Here is a 25,533-nt window from a genome sequence, read left to right on the forward strand (position 1 = left end):
GTAACACCTCCAAGATTTATTCTACTTTGACTTGAATTTCATATTGTAGCTTGTTGTTGTCGAACATCGAAAGATAAGATTTTTCTACTAGAATGATCTTGCTTTGGCAGTTATATTGGTGATGAGCTACATATCGTTCCATTTGTTTGATCTCATAATCAATCTCAGGTTCTTCAATGACGGAAAGATGCTTATAAAGATAGTTGCCTTCTTCCAGAATATAGTCAGCCACATCCGCCGTTTCATAACACAGCTTCAACTGTCCAGCATCAGGCAAGTAATGCATGTCATTTTCAAATAATCGAGGTGGGGCAGGGCGGTGTTCAAATAGGTTTCCGGCAGTGAACTCTTGACCATTCTCTAATGCAAACCATAGCTTTAAATGACGGGGACCTAATCGTTTGACTTGATACTCATCGCCCTGCTGGGTCCGATTATTATATTCTTCTAACACTTTGTGAATAAACTGTTCATGCATCTTTAAGTTAGCTATTTCAGCTTGTACTTTTTGCAACGAATGCTCTAAAAGCTGGTTATAATCATCGGCAGCATAGGAAGTCATACATTCTTGAATCTGACCGACAGGGACATTTAATTTACGTAGTAATAAAATATGCGATAGCTGATAAATCTCATGAAGCCCGTACATCCGATATTGATTTTCTTCAGTATGTGATGGATAGAGGATTCCCTTTTCTTCAAAATATCGCAGTTGATGTACAGATACATTCATAAGCTGAGCAAGCTGGCTGATCGTAATGTGTTCTTTCAATGAGAGGACTCCTTACTGATATTTGAATAACTCCACTATAAACCTTAGGTCAGACCTAGGGTCAATAGAAAATATCAAACAAATCTTGGATAGGCGTAGGTGTCGAGCATTTGATGCCCACACCAAGGGGGAGACTGGAGAGTTTACCTGTCGGTAATAACCCGTTATAATCATAAGATTAGTGAGCATAAACAAGATGCTCAGGATGAAGGTTAGAATGGGGAAATCATGTTGAAAACTTTTAAAAAGGTATACATTGAGATAACGAGCATTTGCAATCTCGCATGCAGCTTTTGTCCTCAAACACAGCGTGTCAAAAAATTTATTGATCCGGAAGTTTTTCGAAATGTGCTTGATCAGGTCAAACCACATACAGATTATATCTATTTGCATGTAAAAGGAGAGCCGTTGCTCCATCCGAAAATTGATCTTTTACTGGAAAGTGCTCATGAGAAAGGCTTAAAGGTCAATATTACCACTAATGGTACCTTGCTGCCGAAGACCGAACATAAGCTGCTTGGGCAACCAGCGCTGCGTCAGATGAACTTCTCTCTCCATAGTTTTGACGGACATGAAGGCTCCGTGGATCGAGAAGGATATTTGGGTAATATCTTCACGTTTGTAAGAGAAGCGGTGAAACACAATGTCATTATTTCGTTCCGTCTCTGGAACTTGACTGAAGATAATTTGACTAATGTGCAGCGTCAGCGCAACCGGGAAACACTTGAACGACTGGAGCAAGAGTTTGGACTGGACTATCGGATTGAGGAAAAGGTGATACCGGGTAGTGGGGTCAAAATTGCACCAAACGTTTATTTGAATCAGGACCACGAATTTGAATGGCCGAGCCTCAGTGCCCCGGAAGATGACGGAAAAGGCTTTTGCCATGCACTCCGTAGCCAAGCAGCGATATTGGTGGATGGAACGGTGGTCCCTTGCTGTCTGGATGGAGAAGGTGTCATTAATTTAGGTAACGTGCATGAGCAATCTTTTTCCGACATTGTGGAAGGGGAGCGTGCAAATCGTCTGTACTTCGGGTTCTCCAAAAGAGAAGCGGTAGAAGAGTTATGCCGAAAATGCGGGTACCGCAAACGATTTGGAACATAGTCATACAGGTAGAGCTTTAATCGACAGTAGAATGAATCGCAAGAAAGATAGCCCTTTTGCAGGGCTTTTTTACTTATATTTTGATATATACATAATTAATGGTTTTAAACTGTTCAGAGGAAGTTGGATATATTCGATTGCTTGTGAGAATGATTATCAATTATAATAAATTTAATTCTGATAGGACGGAATAAGAATTGAAGGAACGGTTTGGATGGGGGCTGAGCGGTAGTAATGAAGTTGAACGATCACATTTTGCTGTGGAATCATGTTTTTATACAGGTGGTGGATGTTCGTCATAGGAAGATCGAAAAAGGAGAGGAGCTTCGAGCCTATCGACTTCCTGCCAGTGCGTTCTTATATGCCGTGCGTGGAAGCGCACGGGTACGGTTGGATACAGTATTCACAGGATAGAGCGTTTCCATGTACTGCATGGCGGAAAAGGAATGTGCCTGAGTATCCTGGCGGAGGATGTGCTTGAATATTACATCATTTTGTACAGGGCGACGTTGGCCCTGCCTGATCGCAAAGAGATAGCACAATTGCTGGAAAAGGAAAATCCCTTTCAGAATCAGTATGCTTTCGCACCACATTACCCGCTGTCCCTGTACGAGAAAGTGAAGCTGTTGGAGCAAGAATGGCGTGGAGCTTCTGGACTTGGCAAACTGCATGTTAAAGCCTTGTTTCATCAATTTGTATACGAGTTGTTGCAGCAGTTGTATTGGCAGGGCATCGAACCTCTTAAGCCCGACCTTGTATCGCAGGCTCATGCACGGAAGAGTTAAAATAACGGCCATGATGATTATGCTGTGTTTATCATTGATGCTGGGAGCTTGCTCGGCTCCGACGAATACAAATGGAAGTTCGCAAACGAAGGCTAATCATACAGCGACAACATCCAACAGCGATGGACAAGCGGCAGTTCAAGCACTGGATAAATTCCGTAGAATCAGTGAAATCTTTGGCAAGCAGAAAGAAGCCGAGCAGTGGATTACTGAATACGAGAAGAAAGCTGCAGAGGCCAGAACGAAAATTCAAGGTATCGTTAAGGACGGAGAGACGGTTTCAATTGTACAAGTCGCCAATAAATCGATATATGTTTTGGCAGCGAAAGGCGGCAATTACGGAAGTCCGACCATTTATCAGATGCTAAAGCTGCCACCTACCAAGAAGGCATTGAATATGAAAGAAGGATTTGAAAATATTTCACTTGAGGTTTTACCCGAGTATATGGGAGATCACATCTTTGTATACGGTTCAGAAGATGAAGGGGCTAATCAGATTCTGCATAGTGAGCTATGGAAAGGCCTTCAGCTGGATACCATAGTTAATCTCTTATTAGCCCACAAAAAATAAAAGGATGTACAAGTAACATCTCCTATCTAAACAAGGGGAAGCTTTTAGAATTTCAAGCTGTGATAGTCATATAGACAAAATCCGCTTAACACAAAGATTCCTAAGTGTTTGGCGGATTTTATCATGTCTATATTTCTTCTTCTCTGTATGTTTTGGTGTATCTTTGAAATTCAGATTTTTGATTATCGTAATAATCAGCTCTCGTCCAAAAAATAATTTGAGAGAATGAGTCGGAATGTTCCAAATAAGTGATTAGATATACAATTTTTACTTTATCACTCTCTACCCATACTTCGTATTGCAAGCCTTGATTCCCGTTTATATTGACCTTTACTGGTCCTGTCGAAATAATCCCTTTTCCAGACCTTTTGAGTACTAATTGAGCTGAAAACTCAGCGTAATCTTTTAATGTGATCATTGAGGATTTCTCATACGGCAGTTCAGATTTCCAATCCTTGATGATCGTCATGTATGCATCGTTTTTTTCATACCAAGCTTGAATTAGCGCATCTGGATTAAGAATTAAACCAGTCTTCCATATATAAGGGAGACGAATTTGTTGCGTGGCATCTTCACTTTTAAATGTTTTCAAAATAGTTGTTGAGCGAAGGTCTGGCTTAACTTGTGAGTCGCTTAAGACTTTCAAGGAGCTGGCTATAGTTGCAAATTCGTGATGTTGTTCTACTGCAGAGCCTCCCCTTGAATAGATTAATACTTGAAGATAGTGCTGCTTACTCTCTAACATGGCACTGAAGTAATAGACCTGTTGGCCATTGTATTTCCCGCTATAATCGGCTGTTCTCGCGGTTGTGGAATCAATCTGGATTGGGGTAGTATCCACAGCCTTAAAGTTTTCTAGGCCCAATGCGGAGATTTCTTCACGTTGCTGTACGAATTCGTCGAGCGTCATATTATTTGCAAAAGCTGACTTGGGGACACGGAAAACCAGACCTACATTCTTTTTTTCTTTGTCACAAACACTAAGCACCGAATCCAGTTGTCCCTGTTTAAATTTACGCCAGCCAGCGGGAATGGTAAGAGCCACAAGATCCTTATCCGAGGTAACGGTATGAGGCAGCGACTCTGTGACGGGTAGAACAGGCTGACTTTCTTTGTCTACAACTGTTGTACTATGAGTCGCATTGTCTACATCAGAATTTGTTTGGACTGCAGTTGCAGCATTTTTTGAGGTGCAGCTGGTAAGCATGAGCACTGCGATCAGTGCAATAACATAAAATCGGAAATGCGCAAAATTGAATTTCATGGAAATAACTCCCTCTGTTTCATATTTACAAAGGAAATTTTACCCTTTTATAAAATTATAAAAAAGAGGCGTTTGTCCTGTTTTACGTAGCTCAGTCGCTTATGGTAGTCGTTACTGAACATTGTTGACAGAGGTTGAGGAGGCACTAGAGTTGAAATTAATAACTTCAACGACTACTGTCGCGCCAACAATCAGGCCTGTATTTATAATTAGGTTTGTAGCAGAAAGCGTTGTTAAGCCGCCTCGCTGCAACGTCCCATTTACAAATACATTGTAGTATCCGCTACTGGTCGGAACAACAAGACTGTTTGTCGCGACTGAAGTACCACTATCATTCATGAAATATTGTGCTGGGATAGTGGTCACTCCACCAAATATATTACCAAGCACGACAATAGCTGTGTAACGATTAACCACTGGAGTGACATTGATACTTGTTGTGATAGCAATGTTTCCAGATACGATACTGTCTGCTTCCAGATAGATTCGAATAATAGACATAGGAATTCCTCATTCCCAATACTCCAGATAAATATCATAGTTTATGTGAATATTCTAGATATGGATTGGATGGGGAGGAGTCTTATAATTATTTCTCTTTGTTCAAGCTTCTTTGGGCACGGGTTACTATTCGCTTCGTTTCTTTAGTATCCGAAGCCATCAGCCATGCATTACAAACTTGAAGAACCCATTCCGGGTTGGTTTTGCTGGCATCATTCAACCAATTGCCAACGGAGTCCTGGACATATTTGACCGGATCGGACTGAACAGCCTTCAAGAGAGGAAGAGCCAACTCGGGATGTTCTTTTAGTTCAGGGATGTGCTTGGCCCAAACGCCTTGTGGCCGGGTTAATTCAATGGCAAAACGACGTATGTTAGCATCCTCATCTCGCACCCAACTGTCTAACAGGGCAAGCCCTTCAAGCAGTTGCAAGGATATGGATTCTCTCACGGCCATCCAGGCTATTTCACGTACTCCGAAATGGGAATCCGCTGCAAAGGGGCGAATGCCAGCCAATTTTTCCTCTACACTTAAACAGGGATCAACCCCGATGATGTAGGCAGCCCAGCAGCGAATGCTGTCTGAAAGATGCGAGGCCATCGCATCAAAGATGCGAATACGTTCTTCTATCGCTTGTTGCTCAAACACATGAAGCCACGCTCGCGCGATTGCGGGTATCATTTTCATGATCTTCTTTTCCTTCAGCTCATTCAATTCGGTCAGGAAGACATCGAATGATTGCTGCAAGTCAAATTCATCAAGAGTATTTTGCAATAGTACAACATGATCGACAGCCAGCCATTCGGTGAGATTCGCCGTCTGAAGCCGCCCTTGCTGTAGCAGCTGAAGCACATCACTAGGAATATCTGCCCCTTTGCGAGCACCTTTTCGTTGTAACATTTCATCCACTCCATATCGTAAATTGTCTGATAGGTATACGATACTTTTTTGGGGTGGAGTATAGATGTAATGTAGTTTACAACTTCACTAACTTTTCGCGATGGATGTAAACCGTCTTAAAGCCGGTTTTAATGACCTTTTCTTTGACAAGCTCCTGAAGAGCAGCTGTTACAGCCTCACGGGTGGCCCCGACCAGATTCGCAATTTCTTGATGAGAGAGAGGGAAATTGATTTTGCAATACTCATCACGGCTTTGGAGGGCGAACTGATCGGACAATTTCAGAAGAATATACAAAATTTTATCCTGTAAATTTCCCAAAGCTAAATGCTGGGCCAGACTGCTCATTCCTGAAATTCGGTCACTTAACACCTTGATCATGTTCATCATGAACCTGGGATGTTCTATTAAAAAATGCTCGAATCGGTCTTTGTCCATACGGCAGATATCGCATTCTTCTATCGTTTCTATATACATCTCCCTTGTTCCTAGTGAAATCATATCCATTTCACCAAATACATTTCCCTCGCGGAGGATATCCAAAGTAAATTGCTTCCCGTCAGCATTTAGCTTATATAGACGTACTTTGCCCTTTTTCACAAAATAAAGTCCCTCGGAAAAGGTCTCTGGAGTTTGTATAAAGTTTTTTTTCGGTATAGTCGTAATGGAGGTCATTTGATCCATTTCAATTAAATCTTCTAATGAGAGACTATGAAGCAAATTAAATTGGGACAAATATTGAATGCTATTCATATGTTCTCCTTTTCGGTTGCACAGGGTATACAGAATCATAATACAATTATAGCTTCTATAAGGTATTTTGACCTCTATTACTCACTTGTTTGCGATAGAGTGAATAATGAATTTTGGGGAATCTGTTGGATTTATATAAAAGAGAGGTTGGTATAAAATAGATATACATGATTAATAGTAGATACATAAAGAGTGAGGTAATAACCATGATTAAATTAAAAGATGTAGGCAATTTCAAGGTTCTTCCTGAGATAGCGATGCATATCGTTCAAGGCAATATATCCGCTTTACGCCAGGCGCTGACCGAAGGCTGGGATATAGAACAAGGGATCGTACTCAGCAAATATACGACATTAAGTCCACTGGATATTACACTCATAACTGGGCAAATGGAAGTCTTGAAGCTACTGGTCGATGAGGGGGTTCAACTTAATGTAAAGGATAATCCCGCATTCCTGACGGCTGTTCGCTATGGTACCGAAGAGGTTGTCCGTTATGTGGTCGCCCATGGCGCCAAGCAGGACGGTAAAAATCATGTCAAATCTGGTGCTTATGAGCAAGCCTACTACGGTAACAAAAGTAATATGCTGCTTATCCATGAGCTGGGCCTCGATATGAAGCAGCATGCTGGAGCAACACTCCGCAACGCAGTTAGTGAGCATGACTTGAAAACAGTAGCTTTACTATTGGAACATGGCGTAGATATTAATTTCAATGCCCCTAATATGGTATATCCATATAAAGCCACGCCTTTGACAGTGGCGGCGCGCAACAACGATTTTTCGATGGTGAAGTATTTGGTTCAACTAGGCGCTGATGTGACGCTGGCAGAAAAAGATGGAGAACGGGCATATACAATTGCACTAAGTAATAAAAACGTAGAAATGGCTGAGTATTTAAAGTCTGTAGAGCCTCCGGCATTTCATAATCTGGAAAATAAACGACATGCTTTGAAAAGCTACAAGCTTCCGAAGGATTTAATAGCCTTTCTGACAGGGAATCAACTCCGTGTGAACCTGCCAGAAAATGATCTTGATATTCAATTTGTTGAGTTCTTTTCAATTATCGATACGGTTGAGATGAAGGTAGGTCGGCAAAAGCTGTTGCGTCTGTCTCTAAACGTAGATAATTACTCGGATATTATATTGGTGTGGAATCCAAAGCAGAAGTGCCTGGGTTATTATGACGAGGAGCATCAGGAATATGCGGATGTGTGCAGCTTTGCTGAGTTTCTTGCACAGCCGGAAGATTATCTGGAGAAGATTATTGAGGGTGAATATGTATCATAACAAGGTGAGCCATGAATGCGGTATGCACGCAGTCATGGCTCTTGTTATTTTAAAATACAGCGCTAGTGTACACAGGTGCCTAATGCTCATCAGGAATGGTTACGTATGAGCTGAATGAGGTTTCAGGGAAATTGGGACGAATTGTGCGCATAATGGTAAAATAGTACTGATGGAAGCTTTAGAACGTTTTTGAACGTTTACTGCTGAATTCCTATGTAAGAAGAATGAATTTACATAAAAGTAGATGAATTTTCTTTAAAATGTAAACGCAATCATGTCGATTAGAGCGGGAATTCACCATTTTGTAAAAAAATGAAGTTGGAATGAATTTTTTTGAATCTTTTTGGAGAAAAATGATTGTTTTTTATTAGGTTTGTGGTACGATATAAACAGTTGGGGGAATGAAGATGCTGACGGAAGAAAGATACAAGTTAATAATACAGCGCTTACAAGAACGTGGTGTTGTAAAGTTGCAGGAATTGGCTGATCTGTTGGGAGCTTCTGAATCAACAATTCGGCGCGATTTGATAGATCTTGAGGGCCGTCAGTTGCTAAAACGGATTCATGGTGGGGCAACCTTACTGAATCAGAAAAGTCAGGAACCTGGCATGGAAGAAAAAACATTCAAAAACGTTCAACAAAAAAACGCAGTCGCCCGCATGGCAGCCAAAGAAATTTTGGATGGCGAATGTATTTATCTGGATGCGGGAACAACAACGATGGCGATGATTCCTTACATTGAAGCTAAAGACGTGACGGTCGTGACGAATGGTCTATCCCACGTAGAAGCACTGGTAAGTAAAAGAATCAGAAGCTATCTACTGGGAGGGATGATGAAAATTCATACCAAAGCCGTAATTGGCAGTATTGCCCTACAAAATTTAGACAATTTTCGATTCGACAAGTGCTTTTTAGGAACGAACGGGGTGGATATGGAAATGGGGTATACAACTCCTGATCCTGAAGAGGCGCTAATCAAGCGGCGAGCCCATCAGTTGTCAGGCAAAACGTATGTGTTGGCCGATTCCAGCAAAATTGGAGAAGTAACCTTCGCCAAACTGTTCGAGCTCAAGGAAGCTATACTTATTACCGAATCGATGCCAGAACGCTCACGCCGATCCATCGCTCAGAAAACTAAGATAATCGAGGGATAACAATGATATATACAGTAACGCTGAACCCTTCCATTGATTATATCGTGGAAGTTGACGATTTGAAGCTTGGTGATTTGAACCGGATGAAACGTGATTTGAAATTGCCAGGTGGTAAAGGAATTAATGTATCACGTGTACTAAACCAGCTGGGAGCAGATAGCACGGCGATCGGCTTTCTAGGAGGATTCACAGGCAGGTTTATCGACGATACATTGCGGGAAGAATCCATTAAAACTGATTTTGTAATGATCGAAGATGACACACGGATTAACATTAAACTCAAGCATGGCGATGAAACGGAAATTAACGGTTTGGGACCTGTGATTCGTGAGCAAGAGGCCGATGCGTTGGTGCAAAAGCTGGCCGCACTCCAGAAAAATGACATTGTCGTCTTGTCGGGAAGTATCCCGCCGTCACTTGGAGGAGACTTCTATGATCGGCTGATTAGCGTATGCCAGCAAACTGGGGCTGAATTCGTCATCGACACCACAGGTGAGGCGCTGATGAAGGCACTGGTTCATAAACCGCTGCTCATCAAGCCAAATCACCACGAGTTGGCTGAGTTGTTTGGCGTAACTATTCACTCAAAGGAGGAGATCGTCACTTACGGTCGTAAGCTGCTGGAAGCAGGTGCAAAAAATGTACTGATTTCCATGGCAGGAGAAGGGGCTTTGTTCATTACGGCAGATGAAGTGTATCACGCAAATGTACCAGCAGGAACGGTTAAAAATTCTGTAGGCGCAGGTGATTCAATGATTGCTGGATTCGTGGGTACGCTGGCTCTTCATGGCGATCCGATCGAAGCATTCCGTGCAGGAGTGGCATCCGGAAGCGCAACTGCGTTTTCCGATGATCTGGCTACTAGAGAGAAAATTGAACAATTACGGCCGCAAGTCACGATTTCAAAACGGTAATCCGGCTGCATCATGAGCTTATTATGCGTGTATCGACACGCTGACCGAACTTAGGAGAGTGTGAAAAATGAGAATAACAGACCTGATGATTAAAGAAACGATGATCATGGACCTGCAGGCGACGACAAAGGACGAGGCGATTGAGGAGCTCATCGCTAGTCTCGAAGCAAGTGGACGTATTAATGACCGTGCCTTGTTTAAAGAAATGATTTACAAACGTGAAGCAGAGTCCAGCACTGGAATCGGCGGCGGCATTGCGATGCCGCATGCCAAGACCAAAGCTGTGAATGAAGCGACTGTCGTTTTCGCCAAAAGCAGTAAAGGCGTAGAATTCGAATCGTTGGACGGTGAGCCGGCAAAAGTGTTCTTTATGATTGCGGCTCCAGAGGGAGCAGCAAATACGCATCTTCGCACATTGGCAGCCCTTTCCCGGCTCTTAATTGATACCGATTTTATCGGGAACCTTATGAAAACGCAAACACCGGATGAAGTATCTGTGTTGTTTGATACCAAGCAGGCGGAAGAAGAAGCTGCCAAAAAAGCAAAAGAGGCTAAGAAAGAGGCAGCCAAAGCGCAGCAAACGCCAGACGTTATCGTTGGCAATCCGAATTCTGACGAGTTTGTGGTTGCAGTGACCGCTTGTCCTACAGGCATTGCACACACGTTTATGGCTGAAGATGCTCTTATTAAGAAAGCGAAAGAAATGGGTGTAAATATCCGTGTAGAGACGAATGGCTCGGAAGGCGCACAAAACGTACTGACAGCGGATGAAATTCGTCGTGCCAAAGGAGTAATCGTCGCAGCTGACAAGAAGGTTGAAATGGCCAGATTTGACGGTAAACCTGTATTACAAAGACCGGTAAGTGACGGTATTCGTAAATCTGAGGAACTGATCCGCAAAGCGCTGAACGGCGATGCGCCAATTTATCGTAGTGAAGGTAAAGGCAGCGCTGAAGAGTCGAAAGCGGAGAAGAGCAGCGTAGGCAGCAAAATCTACAAGGATTTAATGAACGGTATTTCTCATATGCTACCATTCGTTGTAGGCGGGGGGATCTTGCTAGCCATTTCCTTCTTGATTGAACAGGTAGCGGGAGAAGATAATGTATTCTTCCAACTGTTACAAACGATTGGCGGCGGAACAGGTGCGTTCCACTTCCTGATTCCGATACTGGCCGGATTTATCGCGATGAGTATTGGAGACCGCCCGGCACTGATGCCAGGTATGGTTGGGGGTCTGATGGCTGTAAACTCCAATGCAGGTTTCCTTGGCGGTCTGGCAGCAGGTTTTCTGGCTGGTTATGTGGTGATCTTCCTGCGTAAAGCTTTTGCAGGTCTACCAAAAACGCTGGATGGTTTAAAACCAATCTTGTTATACCCGGTATTCGGACTCCTAATTACAGGCGCGATTATGTTCTACCTGTTTGATCCAATTTTCGGTGGTATTAATACGTGGCTTGTCAACGTTCTGAACAATTTAGGAACAGGTAATGCAGTTATTTTGGGTCTGATCCTGGGCGGAATGATGTCGATTGACATGGGTGGACCTTTCAACAAGGCAGCTTACGCATTTTCGATCGGTGTCTTTACTTCCAGTGGTAACACGAACGGAGCTATGATGGCGGCTGTTATGGCGGGCGGCATGGTACCTCCGCTGGCAATCGCATTAGCTTCGACGTTCTTCAAAAATAAGTTTACTGAGCAAGAGCGCAAGTCTGGCTTGACGAACTATGTACTTGGATTGTCCTTCATTACGGAAGGAGCCATTCCATTCGCAGCTGCTGATCCTCTGCGTGTCTTAACCTCTTGTATTGTAGGTTCAGCGATTGCTGGTGGTCTGACGCAGTTCTGGCAAATCAATCTTCCAGCTCCACATGGCGGAATTTTTGTAGCAGCTCTTGCCAATCATGCTTTGCTGTTCTTGCTTGCAGTGGTGATTGGTTCCGTAATTTCCGCGCTCATTCTGGGACTGTGGAAAAAACCGCTTGAAGCGAAATAACAGGTATGACAACAAGAGTATAAAAATAAAGAGAGGGCCACATTTTCTTAGGCCTTCAAAATAGTAAAGCCGCTAAACACCAGGTTTCTGAGTGTTTAGCGGCTTTTTCTTTATGCAAAGATGATATAACTTATTAGTAGTCTTGCATAGATGCTATAGCCTGCAAAGCTCCTTAACCAGCTGTATAAATAGCTTTCGGGCCGAAGACATATACTGCTGGTGATGGTTGTTTTGTAATAGTCCAACGGCAATATTAGGGTCTGTTAACTGGAGGGGGACGGTGACCAGTTCCTCCGGCAAAGGCATTGACGATAGAACCACTCCAACTGAAGGAATCGTTTTTACGAACGTGGGGATCGACGAGATTTGACTGACAGTATAAAAAAACGGCATCGACGGGAAGTGTGAAAGCTCTTTCTCCAGTCGTATATGGTACAAGCAGTTCTTACCTCCAACGATAAGCGGATACGCGTACAGATCTTCGAGCTGAAGCTCACTTTTTGCCGCGAAGGGATGATTACGGGACACAATAAAGGCGATGTGTTCGTGATATATGGATTCAAAGTGTAAGGAAGGAATGGAGTGAGGTTCCCCAGAGATAGCAAAATCCAGCTTACCATCCACCAAAGCATGTGCGAGTGCATCCGTGTTTCCAACTGTAAAATGACACGTAATATTCGGTTTATGCTCTCGAAACTGCTGCAGAGCCAAGGGGAGTAAGGTAGCCGCTACCGTTTCAAGCACACCGATATGGAGCGTGCCGATCTCCTCCTTTTTCAGCGACTTCGCCTGGTCCATTACAAAATTCCAATGCTGAATAAGTCCGTCTATCTCCTCGGCATATAGTTTGCCCGGGGACGTTAACTCCGCATCCCAACCCCTTTTAAAAAGTTGAAATCCCAGCTCTTTTTCAAGCCTCTGGATTTGGTTCGTGACTGTAGACTGAGCGTAGTTTAATTTAACAGCAGCTTTTGAAAACGTTCCTTCTTCGATTATGGTACGAAATGTAGTTAATTCTTTCAGATCCACGCTTGCTCATCTCCATCGATGAAATTGAATATATTTATGATTATTTTCAATTATACAGATGAAGGGTAGAGGAGTACAATCATCTTATCCCAACGGATAGGAGAGATGAACATGCCATTTGTACGAGTTGGCTACATGGAGCAACAATACACAGAGCAAGAGCTGCCTGACATTAGCCGCTGTATCATGAATGCTTTGATCGAACATTTTCAGGTCCCGCCCAAGGATTACTTTCAGGTTTTTCATGCTCATAAGCAAAGCGAGTTTTATTATAGTCCCGATTATTTGAATGTATCCAGAACAGACAAGCTGCTGTACATCCAAATTACGATGGGATCGGGTAGAACTACGGAACAAAAAAAGGATTTTTACCAAAGATTAGCCGAACTCATCTCTATTGAATGTAAAGTCCGACCGGAGGATGTTTTTGTGACACTGGTAGAGACTGAATTAGAGGATTGGTCCTTTGGCAATGGACTTGCCCAGATGATTGTATGAAGCATAAATTAATCAAATCGAGTGTTCGGGAAACGATAGGTGATTTTGCACCCGCTTTTGTAACCTATACGGAGGATGTTCTTTTTGGAGATGTATGGAGAAGAAGTGAGTTGTCTCTTAGGGAACGGAGTTTTATTACAGTTGCCGCTCTGGTGGCGGGTGAGCATGTGAATCAACTTCCTTATCATCTGAACCTGGCCAAGGAAAACGGGATTTCGGAGGAAGAACTGGTTGAAGTCATTACACAGCTTGCCTTTTATGTAGGATGGCCCCGGGCAGCCTCAGCCATTCAGGTTGCCAAAGAGGTGTTTTGCAAAGAGCAAGAAAGTTAAGCATGAACCTAAAAAACTGCTAAGCACAAAGGATTCCGAGTGTTTGGCGGTTTTTTGGCATGATTGTATTGTTATTCTGCATTGAAAGCGGTATAGTAAGAGTAATTGAATGAGGGGTGAAGTGCCCTTCGGGATTGTTACTGGTGAGCAGGCGATACCCAAATAATGACTAATTGATTTAGTCGTTATTTGGTTTTTTTGTTATTACAAACTTTGTCATTACATCAATGAGGTGAGCAGATAAATGATCATCCGGCAAATTTTTAACAACAATGTTATCCGAGTCGAAAATCAGGTGGGTCATGAATTTGTTGTCATAGGGAATGGTCTAGGCTTTAAAAAGAAAAATGGCCAGAGGGTCGATGAAGACAAAATAGAAAAAACCTTTGTATTAAAGTCCGATAAAATTCCACAAAAATTAATAGATCTTATTGGGGAAACATCTGTAGAGTATTTAAAGGTGGCGGATGAAATTGTAGGCAGCGCAAAAAAGGAAATGGGAGATATTTTTAGTGACAATATCTATATTTCTCTGATTGACCATATTCAATTTGCCATCTCTCGATACAGAAAATCCGTAGGACTTAAAAATTCACTGTTATGGCAAATTAAAAAGTTTTACAAAAAAGAATTTATGATCGGCATGAATGCATTGGACATCATCCATGCTCAATTTGGCATCCAAATGGATGAGCATGAAGCAAGCTTTATTGCTATGCATTTTGTAAATGCAAGACAAGACGGTCAGGGAATGAAACAAACGGTTGAGATTACCGAGATTATTGATGACATATTCAACATTGTAACCGATTACTACGAGATTACACTGGATGAAACTTCGTTCAATTATTCCCGGTTTATTACTCATTTGCAGTACTTTGCCCAACGATTGCTGAGCAATGAACAAGAACAACTAGCTTCAGGGGATAATTTCTTGTATGACCAAGTCAAAGATAAATACGAGAGGGCTTTTCAATGCACCCAATTAATCAATCAATATTTGGAGTTAAAGCATGAAAGTGCTATGTCAATTGACGAAAAAGTGTATTTGACGATTCATATACAGCGTGTAACCTCCAGAAATGATATAGCTAGTTCTTAGAAAAAAAAGCTTGCAAACGATTTCTAAGTGATTTATAGTAGGCTCACAACTTAAATATAAGGATTGTTACTGGTTAAGCAGGCGATACCTAAATGAATGGCAGTGATCATTTTCTTTGATCATACAGGCCTTTCGTTTAGGTATTTTTTTGTTTTCAGGCAATCTGCCCAAGAGGAGAATGAACATGGACCATAAGAAAATGGGCGAAGACATCGTACGTCTCGTTGGAGGAGAAGAAAATATTAATGGGCTTGTCCATTGTGCTACACGACTCCGATTTGACCTGAAGGATTCACGAAAAGCCGAAAGAGAAGCGCTTGAGAAGCACGAGGGAATCATTACAGTTGTTGAAAGCGGAGGACAATTCCAAGTTGTTATTGGCAGCCATGTTGCCTATGTATATGCAGAGATCATGAAAAGCAGGGATTTTGGATCGAACTCCCCTGCGGCCAGTGAATCCAGTGGAAAAAAAACATCGGTCATAACTACAATCTTTGAAGTCATTTCCGGTAGTTTCTCCCCATTGATTCCAGCGATGGCGGGCTCGGGAATGATAAAAGCACTCCTAACGGTTTTGACCTTACTGGGATGGATGTCTGCAACAAGTGATACCTATCTGATCCTGTCTGCTGCTGGGAATGCTGTATTTTACTTTTTGCCGATTTTACTAGGGATTACGCTCGGTATAAAGCTGAAGGCGAATCCTTATGTAGCTGGTGTGATCGGTGCGGCTCTCATGGAACCCAACTTTACGGGGCTGATGGACAAGGGCTCTGATGTATCGTTTTTAGGAATACCGGTGGTCATGATGAACTACTCCGCCAGTGTTTTCCCGATTTTTATATCCATTAGCATCTATGCGTTGGTAGATAAGTTTTTGAAGAAGATCATTCTTAAGGATTTACAATTGTTTTTAGTTCCGATGTTGGCTTTAATGATTATGGTTCCGCTATCTGCGATGGCTTTCGGACCTTTCGGTACAGGGGTAGGAGATTGGATTTCTTCAGGTGTGACATGGTTAATCGGTGTAAGTGGCATTTTGTCAGGGATTGTTCTTGGCGGTTTTATGACCTTTATGGTCGTCTTCGGACTTCACTGGGGTTTTACACCCATCACGATTCAAAATATCGGTGTTGGCGGGGATCCGATTGAGGCGATGGCTGCAGCAGCAGTATTTGCTCAAATTGGGGTAGCATTTGGTATCTTCCTAAAGGCGAGAAAAGATAAAACACTTAGGACTCTTGCCGGTTCTACGAGTATTACAGGATTGCTGGCGGGTGTGACAGAGCCGATTGTGTATGGTCTGGTGCTTCGCTATAAACGTGTCATTCCGATTGTCATTATCGCAGGGGCTATAGGCGGTGCCATCAATGGACATTTTGGGGTAAAAATGACGGCTTATGTTTTTCACAACATTTTTGCGATTCCAGTGTATACGCCAACCTTGGTTTACGTGATTGCCATTGCCTGCTCATTCGCGGCAGCAACCGTACTAACCCTTATTTTTGGGTATGAAAGCAAGGTGAAGGAGGAGACCCCAGAAACAGTTGAATCCGTGAAAACAGCAGAACCAGAACCTGTTATTACAGCAACCAAGGCCATTGATATCAAGAAAGAAACGATATACAGCCCGATCACAGGTAAGACTACACCACTGAGCCAAGTGAATGATTCTGCATTTTCTACAGGGGCCATGGGAAAAGGATTAGCTATTGAACCGTCTGTCGGTGAGGTTGTAGCCCCAATAGATGGAGTCGTAACCTCGCTGTTCCCCACAGGACATGCCATAGGATTGACTTCCAGTGCAGGTACAGAGATATTAATTCATATCGGAATTAACACCGTTGCGCTGAAAGGGAAGCATTTTAATCCAGTGATTAAAGAGGGCGACAGCGTGAAACAGGGCGATTTGTTAATCCAATTTGACAGGGAGCAGATTATTGAAGCAGGATACGAAATCGTAACGCCTGTCATCGTCACACTCACGAAGCATAAAGTGGACGTATTTGAGACAAATCAGGAGCAGATTCAAAAGAATGAAGTATTGTTAACTTTGGTTGTGTAATACTGGCAAGCATCATCATCACATACATGAATTGCGAACATCAGAAGGATATAACTATAACTGGAGGGACTATATCATGAAACATAATCAATTGAAGGCATTTCCTGAAAATTTTTTCTGGGGAGGTTCCACTTCCGCTTATCAAGTAGAGGGTGCATGGGACGAAGATGGAAAAGGACCCTCTGTCATTGACATGGCTAATCACGTCGAAGGAGTCACTGATTTTAAGGTAACCAGTGATCATTACCATATGTTCAAAGAAGACGTAGCTCTGATGGCTGAAATGGGATTTAAAGCATATCGTTTCTCGATTGCTTGGACACGTATTTATCCCCTGGGCGCAGGTGAAGTGAATCAGAAGGGAATCGCGTTTTACAGCTCATTAATTGACGAACTAATTAAATACGGGATTGAACCGATTGTTACTATGTATCATTTTGATCTGCCTTATGCTCTTGAACAACAAGGCGGTTGGTCGAAGAGGGAGACGATTGATGCCTTCGAGCAGTATGCCAAAACATTGTTCGAAAACTTTGGGGACAGGGTTAAATACTGGCTAACCATTAATGAGCAGAACATGCTGATTCTCCATCCCGGTTCTATTGGCACATTGGATACAAGCCTGGAAAATCCGCAAAAGGTACTGTACCAACAAAATCATCATATGTTAGTCGCGCAGGCGAAAGCGATGGTATTGTGCCATGAAATGCTACCTGACGCGAAAATTGGACCAGCGCCGAATATCGGGGTTATCTATCCAGCCAGTTCCAAGCCGGAAGATACACTGGCGGCTGATAACTATGCAGCCATTCGCAACTGGCTCTATCTGGATATGGCTGTATTTGGCCGTTACAATCACATTGCCTGGAGCTATTTGATCGAGAAAGGCTATGAGCCTGTCATTGAAGAAGGAGATATGGACATTTTAGCGAAGGGGAACCCGGACTTTATCGCATTTAATTATTATACCTCTCAAACGGTAGGAGAAAGTTTAGATGACGGAAATGATTTTTCACATACAGGAGATCAGCATGAAATTGTGGGTGAACCCGGAGCGTACCGAGGTTCCGTCAACCCCAACCTGCAAACGACGGAGTTTGGTTGGGAGATTGATCCGGTTGGTTTTAGAACCACATTACGCCAAATTTATTCTCGCTACCACTTGCCTTTAATCGTGACGGAGAACGGCTTGGGCGCTTTTGACAAGCTTGAAGAAGGGGATGTAGTGAAAGATCCTTATCGTATTGACTTTTTCAAGAAACATATCGAGCAAATCCAATTGGCTATTACAGACGGTGTAGACGTATTCGGCTTCTGTCCGTGGTCTGCAATTGATCTTGTTAGTACCCATCAGGGCTCCAGCAAGCGTTACGGATTTATTTATGTGGATCGTGAGGAGTTTGATCTCAAGGATCTGCGTCGTATTCGTAAACAAAGCTTCTATTGGTATCAAAAGCTAATCGCCACAAACGGTGAAACTCGTTAATTTAAGCAGCAGTGCAAAGCACCTCCTTGAAATGGATGTTACCATTTTGAGGGGGTGTTTATTCATGTGAGCAACAACTATCCCTTTTCCAGAAGTGTGGTTATGTATTATATAATAGAAGAAACACAAACGGAAAGGACATAATGCATTGACCTTACAACAATTAAAATATGTCATTGAGGTTGCCAATCGTGGCTCCATGAATGAGGCGGCGAAGCGGTTGTTCATTTCCCAGCCCAGTCTGTCGAACGCGATTCGTGATCTGGAGGAAGAAATTCATATCACCATTTTTGAGCGTACCAATAAAGGGATTTCTTTGTCCAAGGAAGGCGTGGAATTCCTCGGTTATGCACGTCAGGTCGTTGAGCAGGCGGAGCTACTGGAAAGTCGCTATCTGGATGCCAAGCCTTCACCACAGCATTTTGCTGTGTCCACACAGCATTACGCTTTTGCTGTAAATGCATTCGTGAATCTGGTGAATCAATATGGCCAAGAAGAATATGAATTGGCTTTGCGAGAGACCAAAACCCATGAAATCATACAGGATGTCAAAAGCTTGCGCAGTGAGATCGGAATTCTGTATCTTAACGAATTTAACGCCAAGGTCATTAACAAGCTGCTAAAAGATGCAAATCTGCAATTTAACAGCCTGTTTACGGCCAAGCCGCATATTTTTATCAGTGCCAATAATCCACTATCCCGACAGTCTATCGTGACTATTGACCAGCTTTATCCGTATCCGTATCTGTCCTTTGAGCAAGGGGAGTATAATTCCTTTCACTTTTCCGAGGAGATTCTCAGTACGTTATCGCATCCCAAAAGCATTCGCGTCCATGACCGGGCGACCCTTTTTAATCTGCTCATTGGCTTGAACGGCTATACCATTTCTACCGGAGTGATCAGTGCGGATCTGAACGGTAACGACATTATTTCCGTCCCTCTGGAATGTGATGAGTCTATTAATGTGGGATGGATTTGCCATAAAAACGCTGCGCTCTCCAAGCTGGCCACTGTCTATGTAGAAGCACTGCATGAGGCGATAGGGGAATAAAAGGTTGGGTATAGCCTTAGGCTATAACTAGCTATAGTTTATTGGAGTTACCTTATAACTGAAAATGTATGTTATCTTTCTTACAAGAACTTCACTATAGAAGCGAAAAAGGAGATAACCCTAATGAGCAGCATCCTTGATAATGCATCCCAACGTAAAGTGACCCCTTTTAGACATGATATGGTTGGCAGCTTTTTGCGCCCGCAAGCGATTAAAGACGCCAGAATTCAATTTCAAAATAATGAAATCTCTGCGGACGAGCTGAGAAAGATTGAAGATAACGAAATTATCAAGCTAGTGGAAAAGCAAAAATCCGTAGGACTTCAAGCCGTGACGGACGGTGAATTCAGACGCTCCTGGTGGCATCTTGATTTTATGTGGGGTCTGGACGGTGTGGAAAAGGTACAGCTTTTGAACGGCTACCAATTCCAAGGTGTGGAAACAAGAGCGGAAACTGCACGCTTGTCCGGTAAAATCGGACATTCCCGTCATCCTTTCATTGAAGATTTCAAATTCCTGAAGCAAGTAGCAGGTGAGGATGCGATCGCACGCCAAACGATCCCGGCACCTGCACAGTTCCTGGCCGAGCTATTGCGCGGAGAGAATAAAGAAACAACCGATACGTATTACAGCAATCTGGATGAACTGGTGACGGATATCGCCAAAGCCTACAAATCCGTGATTCAAGCGTTGTACAATGAGGGTTGCCGCAGCTTGCAACTGGATGATTGCACATGGGGTATGCTCTGTGATAAAAACTATTGGGAAGCTAGACAGCATGCGGGTGAAAATGTGGAAGATACCAAAAAGCTGTTCGCCCGTGTGAATCAGGAAACGGTGAAGGATCTTCCAGCCGATTTGGTCGTTACGACCCATGTATGCCGTGGTAACTACCATTCCACCTGGGCATCTTCTGGCGGCTATGAGCCTGTAGCCGAAACCCTGTTCGGCATCGACAACATCGACGGCTACTATCTCGAATTCGATACCGACCGTGCAGGCGATTTCACACCGCTTAAGCATTTGAAAGATCAAAAGCAGGTCGTACTGGGTCTCGTTTCCTCCAAAACGGGTGAACTGGAAGACAAGCAGACGGTCATTAATCGCATTAAGGAAGCGACTCAATTCGTCGACATCAACCACATCTGCCTCAGCCCACAATGCGGCTTTGCTTCGACAGAAGAGGGCAATATTCTGACAGAAGAGCAGCAGTGGAAAAAGCTTGCTTTCATTAAAGAGATTGCGGACGAGATTTGGAAGTAAGGTTTGGTTTAGGATATTTAAAAGGTTCTATTAGTTAAAGATATTTTATTGAAAAACACGTCATATATGGACGTGTTTTTTGATCTTTACAAGATTAGGTGGGGGTTTTCTTTTGATTGAATTCTATAACATTAACAACATGGTCATATGGTTTCGCCAAACTGATGGCGGGAAACTCTAAAAAGCATAATCTCTGAGTATCCTAAAAAAGGCTAAGACTCTTTTATGTTTGTCCACTTCCTATTTACAACTCTTGCATACAATGGATTGTAGAATGGTATTAAGAGGGAGTGACAAAAAAATGAGTCTTTATTTTCGAAACAGCACCAATTCTACCGTACAGGTAGCCATTTTCTATCACGCGAGTAGGTGTGGGTTTGTCTTTGTGGGACAAACTGGTATATTGTCTACCTGGTACCGTTTGGCGCCTGGTCAAACGAGGGAAGTTGTTACTGGCAACGTAGGGGATAGAACAATATATTATTACGCTGAGAGCGTATCAAGAAATCTTGTGTGGTCAGGTAGTTTCCCCATACATGTTCCTAATTATAACTTCAGTGGATGTTGGATCTGGAATATTAATGGTAATCTATGCAATAATTGCAGAAGAGTTGGTTTTAAAACACTTAACATCCAACGCGGTTTCGTGAACTTCACAGTCAACCTTATTACAAATAGTGCTCAAAGAAAAGCGAAGCTAAAAAATGTTCGTATGGTATTGCCCACAAAAAAGGGTAAAAAGAAAATTTAAATTGAATGACCGCAAGAAACTACCTAGAAGCCAATAATTTCATAATGGCGGGAAATCCTTTGCAATTTCGTATTCGATTCGGTTCGCGCTTTTATATAAGAAACTTGAAATTAAGATAATACTGGATATATATATGTTATTTTAATGTTCGATAGGGTATTGAACTTACGTAAAACAATAGTGCAATAGGAACTGCCTTGTTAACTAAAGGTGGCTCCTTTATTTTTGCTAAAAAATCCTTTTATTTTGTAATCTCCCGTATCACATTCCTCGCCAAGCGTACTTTCTCTGGACTCGATTTTTGGAGTATTTTTACGATTTCTTGTATATCAGTTTCATGTTTTGTAACCTTAATATCCTCATTTACATAAGCAAAAAGCTGAATCAAATTAACATCCAGTGCATTAGCAATTTTAGCTATATTTATTAAAGATACGTTTTTTTCTCCACGCTCAATCTGCTCTATGTATGAAAAATGGAATCCACCTTTTTCCCCAAGCGACTCCTGAGACAATCCTTTTTCTTTTCGCAAAGCACGTATTCTGGCACCCACTAATTTAAGAACTTCTTTATCTTCCATCGTCTACACCTCACTATTCTAAAAGTGTAGACAAGATATCCAAACGAAAACATTGAATAATGAATATAATAAATAATAATAATATCTATAAGTATTATTTTGGAGTATAATAAGACTAATATTGAAATTCTCTGGAGGAATAGATATGAAAGAAGCCCTTCTACCTTTATTCCAAGTCCCCCTCAACCGTCCAGACCCTCACAACACCTACATAATTCAATAACCGATTTCCACACTCTATCTCAATACCACATGAAACTAGCCCAAATCCTGTACAAGCACAATCAAGTCCAATGCTGCATTATCCTATGTGACTGGGCGTTAACTTCCATGTTAAAAGCTCTATATATGAAAGAAAACAACAGCCTTTTTCCTCCCGGATTCCTGTCTATGACTGACCTGCTGCACTTATTACATACCGAAACCACCCTGGATTAGATGTTGTCGTATTTATAGGTACCACTCAATTTCTTTCATCCCAGTTAGAAACCCCGCTCCTTCAAATGATGAGGCACAAGGATGTGAGCAGGCTGTTGCGCAGAACTAACGATATTCTCTGCCAGTTGTCATCCAGAGTCATTAGCGATCTATCTCAAATGTATCAGTCCATTTTTTGAGTAGCCCTTCTATGGCAATAAACTTGCCGATTCGCCCTGTCGTTATCCACTTTTCTACATACGATAATAGTAAGCTTTAATGCAAGGAGGGATTCAGACATGGGTGAAGTAGGTTACGGTGGAGCATGGACATCCACAGGAGCGATTTTGGTATTGTTCATTTTGTTGGTAATTATTACTAAGTCTTTTCTGATCTAACAGCAGGTTAGCATCGCTTAAATCACAAATCGGCCTTCTTTCACGACATCGTGAGGGAGGGCTTTTTATGCAGAATGGGTGTTAGTCCAACATGTTGTCTGGCCCTGCAAGCATTGTTATACTTTACATACAGGGAGATTTTCCCTCAAGTATATGGCAATACGGATAGCGTATGACGTGGAAAAACAGAAATTAGCTGACCAAAATCAGGAGGATCACATGATGAATACGGCAAGCAGTCCATTTCAATTTACAACAGATACGGCGACTCTTTGCCTATTTGATACGCAAGCTCTTAAGCATCGTTTGGACGATGATCCGGATTGGTGGTCCATTGAAGAGGACGAGCTGGGCGAGTTGAACAAAGGAAATGTAGCTTTTTTGAATCTGGGAGCGGACGGGACCTATGAGGTTGTGATGACAGATCATATTGACAAGCCTACTGTGCGGCTGTTTTTGAAGGTTCCCTCAGGCAACCTGTTTATTGGAGCAGGGGAGGAAGCCACAAGTGGTGGACTGGAGCCTGAGTGTGCATGGGGAGGGACGTTCCTATCTGTGCAACCGGGACTTTATGAATGCATGGCAAGCAGAGAAGACAACCGTATTTACCTTTCTATAAAAAAAGGAAGCGAAGGCAGCAATAGCTTTACAGGTCTGATTCGACTGTAGATTGCAGAATCAATACGTGACGGCCATACATGCCGCCTGAACAGGTGGAAGCAGGAACAACCGAAGCCAGGGGAAATGGAAAAAGGCTATCCCCACAGCTTACAGATCCGTGAAGACAGCCCTTTATCATTCTATTGGCTATTGATACTTTACAATAATGGCATTGCTGATTTGGCGGCCGGGTGTGGTGAGGTAGGAGCCGTTGTAATACAGCCCGCTGGAAGCACCGCCATCCAGATTCATGGCCTGATAAGCGCCGGCCTGCTTCATCATTTGGGCGAGCTGCGGTATAGTCGCTCCGTTGGTGGTCAGGAGGATCAGCTTATGATCCCGACTCATTCCGAGTGCGCTGCGGGCGCCGCCGCCTGTTAATATTTTAGGGTCCTTGAAGCCTTCGGCTTTGACATTTAGGGAAACCTGACCGTTCGTAACCAGACGAGGTCCAGCTTGAAGAGCACCTTCGACGCTGCCTTGACTTAAGCGTTGTTCAAAGGCAGAACCTGACACCAGCTCGGATAAATGGTTAGCATCGTAGGTGAAGACCGTCCGTTGGTCGCCGGAGCTCTTTTTCAACATCTTTCCATGGCTGACCAGGTAGCCGTAAGACGTTTTGTAGGAGCTTTTGGTATAGGCGTCAAAGAATGTACCGTTTATGGCTACAACCGCTTGATTACGTTTGGCGAGACTGCTTAAGTCTTCCACTTTACCAATGGTATCGCCTGCTAGAGCCACGTCTAGGCTTACCTTGGGATGGAGCATAGAGACGGTGACCACCTTAGCGGAAAAGGTACGAGACCCGACCTTGAAGCTTTTATGAGCCGTTGTAATGGGGGGAGTATTTCCGGGTAGCTTACCAGTAAGTATCGGAAGCGTGACGGACGTTGTACCCTGCTTAATGCTTACAGCTGAGGTTTCCTTTTGCCATGAGACTTGCAGGTTTAGATATTGGCTGATGAACTGCAAGGGTACATAGGTCGAACCATTATCGGTAAAAGGAGCATTTTGCAAACGGACCGTCTGATCATTCACTTTGGCGGTAGATTGTCCGGTGAATAATGTGATCCGGGTATTGCCTTGCGCGATTTCTATTTTTTTGTCCGCGGCAGTCATGTTGAGTGTGATCCCTTCATAGCTGTTCAGGAGACGGAGCGGGATGAAGGAGTGGTTACTTTGATCCACATAGACCAGCATAGGTGCTGGGGCAGCAGCGTAGATCGGGGTTACAAGTAATAGCAAGGACAGGATAACAAGTGCGGTGATTCTTTTCATGAATAGATCAATCTCCTTATGTAGTCTTGACACTTTACGAGGTGCTTGTAGTTATATCGGATTTTGTGAGTTGTAAATGTATGTTATACGAATGTTGAGTGTTTAACTGATATAGGAAGCGGGGTGGCTGGGGATGAGCAGGTATGAGACGAGACTTGAGGATTACCGTCGCAGAGAGCGCCCGTCTTATCGTGTGTTTGAAGGATTGCAGGAATTGGTGCATAGCGTGGGGCAACTGCATAATAACTGGTTATATGTGAATGTAGATCAATGGGATCAGGACCCTGTTCACACACCGATTTATTATTGGGATGAGCATTGGCTAGAGGAATGTGCAGAGGAGGGTACAGCCGTAACCAACGAACATGACGAGTCTATTCCCAAGTGGGTGCCAGATCGTCAGGTTCAAACCTGGTTTGAGTTGGCGACCTTCGAAAGTATTGTGGAAGTCCTTAAGGCTGCTGGACAGCCAGTGACGCTTCAGATGGTGATTATAGCGGTAAAATACTATGACAAGCACGATGCCTATCTGGACTATGAAGAGGTGAAGGCAGTGACAGACCTGTGGTCTGTGCTGACAAAGGTGAGAAACCACCTAGCAGAATGAACAAGCCTGTA

27 protein-coding genes are annotated in these 25,533 nt (G+C 43.0%); 19 read left to right on the top strand and 8 right to left on the bottom strand.

Going from position 1 to position 25,533, the window contains the following annotated elements; genetic code table 11:
• Positions 1 to 16: 16 nt before the first annotated feature.
• On the bottom strand, positions 17 to 772 hold the full coding sequence (locus tag ACWA2B_RS03190) for a helix-turn-helix domain-containing protein (protein ID WP_069011193.1): 756 nt from the start codon (positions 770 to 772) through the stop codon (positions 17 to 19).
• A gap of 228 nt (positions 773 to 1,000) precedes the next feature.
• Here ACWA2B_RS03190 and ACWA2B_RS03195 point away from each other — a divergent pair, with 228 nt between their 5' ends.
• From ACWA2B_RS03195 to ACWA2B_RS03210, 4 genes are all read left to right on the top strand, one after another.
• Entirely contained in the window at positions 1,001 to 1,879 is an 879-nt protein-coding gene (locus tag ACWA2B_RS03195; RefSeq protein WP_049816948.1) for a radical SAM/SPASM domain-containing protein, read from the top strand.
• Positions 1,880 to 2,113: 234 nt separating this feature from the next.
• The gene (locus ACWA2B_RS03200; protein WP_449291686.1) at positions 2,114 to 2,293 is read left to right on the top strand and encodes a hypothetical protein; all 180 of its coding nucleotides are present in this window, start codon (positions 2,114 to 2,116) and stop codon (positions 2,291 to 2,293) included.
• 32 nt (positions 2,294 to 2,325) lie between these two features.
• Positions 2,326 to 2,664, top strand: coding sequence for a hypothetical protein (locus tag ACWA2B_RS03205; RefSeq protein WP_449291687.1), 339 nt, complete (start codon positions 2,326 to 2,328; stop codon positions 2,662 to 2,664).
• A gap of 19 nt (positions 2,665 to 2,683) precedes the next feature.
• Positions 2,684 to 3,235, top strand: a complete 552-nt coding sequence (locus tag ACWA2B_RS03210) for an ABC transporter substrate-binding protein (RefSeq protein WP_449291688.1) — start codon at positions 2,684 to 2,686, stop codon at positions 3,233 to 3,235.
• A gap of 127 nt (positions 3,236 to 3,362) precedes the next feature.
• On the opposite strand, the gene ACWA2B_RS03215 is transcribed toward ACWA2B_RS03210, so the two are convergent.
• From ACWA2B_RS03215 to ACWA2B_RS03230, 4 genes are all read right to left on the bottom strand, one after another.
• Positions 3,363 to 4,499, bottom strand: a complete 1,137-nt coding sequence (locus ACWA2B_RS03215; RefSeq protein ID WP_069012187.1) for a hypothetical protein — start codon at positions 4,497 to 4,499, stop codon at positions 3,363 to 3,365.
• 111 nt (positions 4,500 to 4,610) lie between these two features.
• A complete protein-coding gene (locus tag ACWA2B_RS03220) occupies positions 4,611 to 5,000 on the bottom strand; it encodes a DUF4183 domain-containing protein (protein ID WP_238437662.1) in 390 nt (129 codons plus the stop codon).
• Positions 5,001 to 5,088: 88 nt separating this feature from the next.
• Positions 5,089 to 5,901: a DNA alkylation repair protein gene (locus tag ACWA2B_RS03225; RefSeq protein ID WP_449291689.1), complete on the bottom strand. Its 813-nt coding sequence runs from the start codon at positions 5,899 to 5,901 to the stop codon at positions 5,089 to 5,091.
• Positions 5,902 to 5,977: 76 nt separating this feature from the next.
• A complete protein-coding gene (locus ACWA2B_RS03230) occupies positions 5,978 to 6,652 on the bottom strand; it encodes a Crp/Fnr family transcriptional regulator (RefSeq protein ID WP_029516642.1) in 675 nt (224 codons plus the stop codon).
• A 206-nt stretch (positions 6,653 to 6,858) separates the two neighbouring features.
• Here ACWA2B_RS03230 and ACWA2B_RS03235 point away from each other — a divergent pair, with 206 nt between their 5' ends.
• The 4 genes from ACWA2B_RS03235 (at position 6,859) to ACWA2B_RS03250 (ending at position 12,005) form a co-directional block, all read left to right on the top strand.
• Positions 6,859 to 7,941, top strand: coding sequence for an ankyrin repeat domain-containing protein (locus ACWA2B_RS03235; RefSeq protein ID WP_029516643.1), 1,083 nt, complete (start codon positions 6,859 to 6,861; stop codon positions 7,939 to 7,941).
• 407 nt (positions 7,942 to 8,348) lie between these two features.
• Complete coding sequence (locus tag ACWA2B_RS03240; protein WP_029516644.1) at positions 8,349 to 9,095, top strand: DeoR/GlpR family DNA-binding transcription regulator; 747 nt, start codon at positions 8,349 to 8,351, stop codon at positions 9,093 to 9,095.
• Between the two features lie 2 nt (positions 9,096 to 9,097).
• A complete protein-coding gene (pfkB, locus tag ACWA2B_RS03245) occupies positions 9,098 to 10,009 on the top strand; it encodes a 1-phosphofructokinase (RefSeq protein ID WP_029516645.1) in 912 nt (303 codons plus the stop codon).
• Between the two features lie 67 nt (positions 10,010 to 10,076).
• The gene (locus ACWA2B_RS03250; protein ID WP_029516646.1) at positions 10,077 to 12,005 is read left to right on the top strand and encodes a PTS fructose transporter subunit IIABC; all 1,929 of its coding nucleotides are present in this window, start codon (positions 10,077 to 10,079) and stop codon (positions 12,003 to 12,005) included.
• A gap of 153 nt (positions 12,006 to 12,158) precedes the next feature.
• Here ACWA2B_RS03250 and ACWA2B_RS03255 read toward each other — a convergent pair whose 3' ends face one another.
• On the bottom strand, positions 12,159 to 13,034 hold the full coding sequence (locus ACWA2B_RS03255; RefSeq protein WP_069012183.1) for a LysR family transcriptional regulator: 876 nt from the start codon (positions 13,032 to 13,034) through the stop codon (positions 12,159 to 12,161).
• 111 nt (positions 13,035 to 13,145) lie between these two features.
• Between ACWA2B_RS03255 and ACWA2B_RS03260 the strand changes: the two genes are divergently transcribed.
• The 8 genes from ACWA2B_RS03260 to ACWA2B_RS03295 all read left to right on the top strand — a co-directional run bounded on the left by ACWA2B_RS03260 (position 13,146) and on the right by ACWA2B_RS03295 (position 21,582).
• Entirely contained in the window at positions 13,146 to 13,532 is a 387-nt protein-coding gene (locus ACWA2B_RS03260) for a tautomerase family protein (RefSeq protein WP_165145314.1), read from the top strand.
• Positions 13,529 to 13,864, top strand: coding sequence for a carboxymuconolactone decarboxylase family protein (locus tag ACWA2B_RS03265; RefSeq protein ID WP_069012182.1), 336 nt, complete (start codon positions 13,529 to 13,531; stop codon positions 13,862 to 13,864). Before ACWA2B_RS03260 ends, ACWA2B_RS03265 begins: the two co-directional genes overlap by 4 nt.
• Before the next feature lie 244 nt (positions 13,865 to 14,108).
• The gene (gene licT / locus ACWA2B_RS03270; RefSeq protein WP_307349353.1) at positions 14,109 to 14,966 is read left to right on the top strand and encodes a BglG family transcription antiterminator LicT; all 858 of its coding nucleotides are present in this window, start codon (positions 14,109 to 14,111) and stop codon (positions 14,964 to 14,966) included.
• Between the two features lie 184 nt (positions 14,967 to 15,150).
• Complete coding sequence (locus ACWA2B_RS03275; RefSeq protein WP_449291690.1) at positions 15,151 to 17,031, top strand: beta-glucoside-specific PTS transporter subunit IIABC; 1,881 nt, start codon at positions 15,151 to 15,153, stop codon at positions 17,029 to 17,031.
• A 76-nt stretch (positions 17,032 to 17,107) separates the two neighbouring features.
• On the top strand, positions 17,108 to 18,517 hold the full coding sequence (locus ACWA2B_RS03280) for a glycoside hydrolase family 1 protein (RefSeq protein ID WP_342428609.1): 1,410 nt from the start codon (positions 17,108 to 17,110) through the stop codon (positions 18,515 to 18,517).
• 148 nt (positions 18,518 to 18,665) lie between these two features.
• Complete coding sequence (locus ACWA2B_RS03285; RefSeq protein WP_307349360.1) at positions 18,666 to 19,568, top strand: LysR family transcriptional regulator; 903 nt, start codon at positions 18,666 to 18,668, stop codon at positions 19,566 to 19,568.
• A 123-nt stretch (positions 19,569 to 19,691) separates the two neighbouring features.
• Positions 19,692 to 20,831 carry a 5-methyltetrahydropteroyltriglutamate--homocysteine S-methyltransferase gene (locus ACWA2B_RS03290; protein ID WP_029516654.1) on the top strand — a complete coding sequence of 380 codons (1,140 nt, stop codon included), beginning with the start codon at positions 19,692 to 19,694 and terminating at the stop codon, positions 20,829 to 20,831.
• A gap of 301 nt (positions 20,832 to 21,132) precedes the next feature.
• The gene (locus ACWA2B_RS03295; protein WP_449291691.1) at positions 21,133 to 21,582 is read left to right on the top strand and encodes a DUF1036 domain-containing protein; all 450 of its coding nucleotides are present in this window, start codon (positions 21,133 to 21,135) and stop codon (positions 21,580 to 21,582) included.
• A gap of 241 nt (positions 21,583 to 21,823) precedes the next feature.
• On the opposite strand, the gene ACWA2B_RS03300 is transcribed toward ACWA2B_RS03295, so the two are convergent.
• Complete coding sequence (locus ACWA2B_RS03300; protein WP_449291692.1) at positions 21,824 to 22,162, bottom strand: helix-turn-helix domain-containing protein; 339 nt, start codon at positions 22,160 to 22,162, stop codon at positions 21,824 to 21,826.
• A gap of 716 nt (positions 22,163 to 22,878) precedes the next feature.
• Here ACWA2B_RS03300 and ACWA2B_RS03305 point away from each other — a divergent pair.
• Together ACWA2B_RS03305 and ACWA2B_RS03310 are read left to right on the top strand one after the other, a co-directional pair.
• Positions 22,879 to 22,977 carry a hypothetical protein gene (locus ACWA2B_RS03305; RefSeq protein ID WP_014599622.1) on the top strand — a complete coding sequence of 33 codons (99 nt, stop codon included), beginning with the start codon at positions 22,879 to 22,881 and terminating at the stop codon, positions 22,975 to 22,977.
• A 222-nt stretch (positions 22,978 to 23,199) separates the two neighbouring features.
• Complete coding sequence (locus tag ACWA2B_RS03310) at positions 23,200 to 23,646, top strand: DUF6386 family protein (RefSeq protein WP_430023921.1); 447 nt, start codon at positions 23,200 to 23,202, stop codon at positions 23,644 to 23,646.
• A gap of 138 nt (positions 23,647 to 23,784) precedes the next feature.
• Here the strand turns inward: ACWA2B_RS03310 and ACWA2B_RS03315 are convergent, their stop codons facing one another.
• Positions 23,785 to 24,915 (bottom strand): phosphodiester glycosidase family protein, encoded by a 1,131-nt coding sequence (locus tag ACWA2B_RS03315; RefSeq protein WP_449291693.1) that lies wholly within the window; start codon positions 24,913 to 24,915, stop codon positions 23,785 to 23,787.
• Between the two features lie 133 nt (positions 24,916 to 25,048).
• On the opposite strand from ACWA2B_RS03315, the gene ACWA2B_RS03320 reads away from it, so the two are divergent.
• A complete protein-coding gene (locus ACWA2B_RS03320) occupies positions 25,049 to 25,522 on the top strand; it encodes a DUF7716 domain-containing protein (protein WP_029516659.1) in 474 nt (157 codons plus the stop codon).
• The last annotated feature ends 11 nt before the right edge of the window (positions 25,523 to 25,533 follow it).

Source organism: Paenibacillus sp. CMM36 (genome assembly GCF_053570945.1).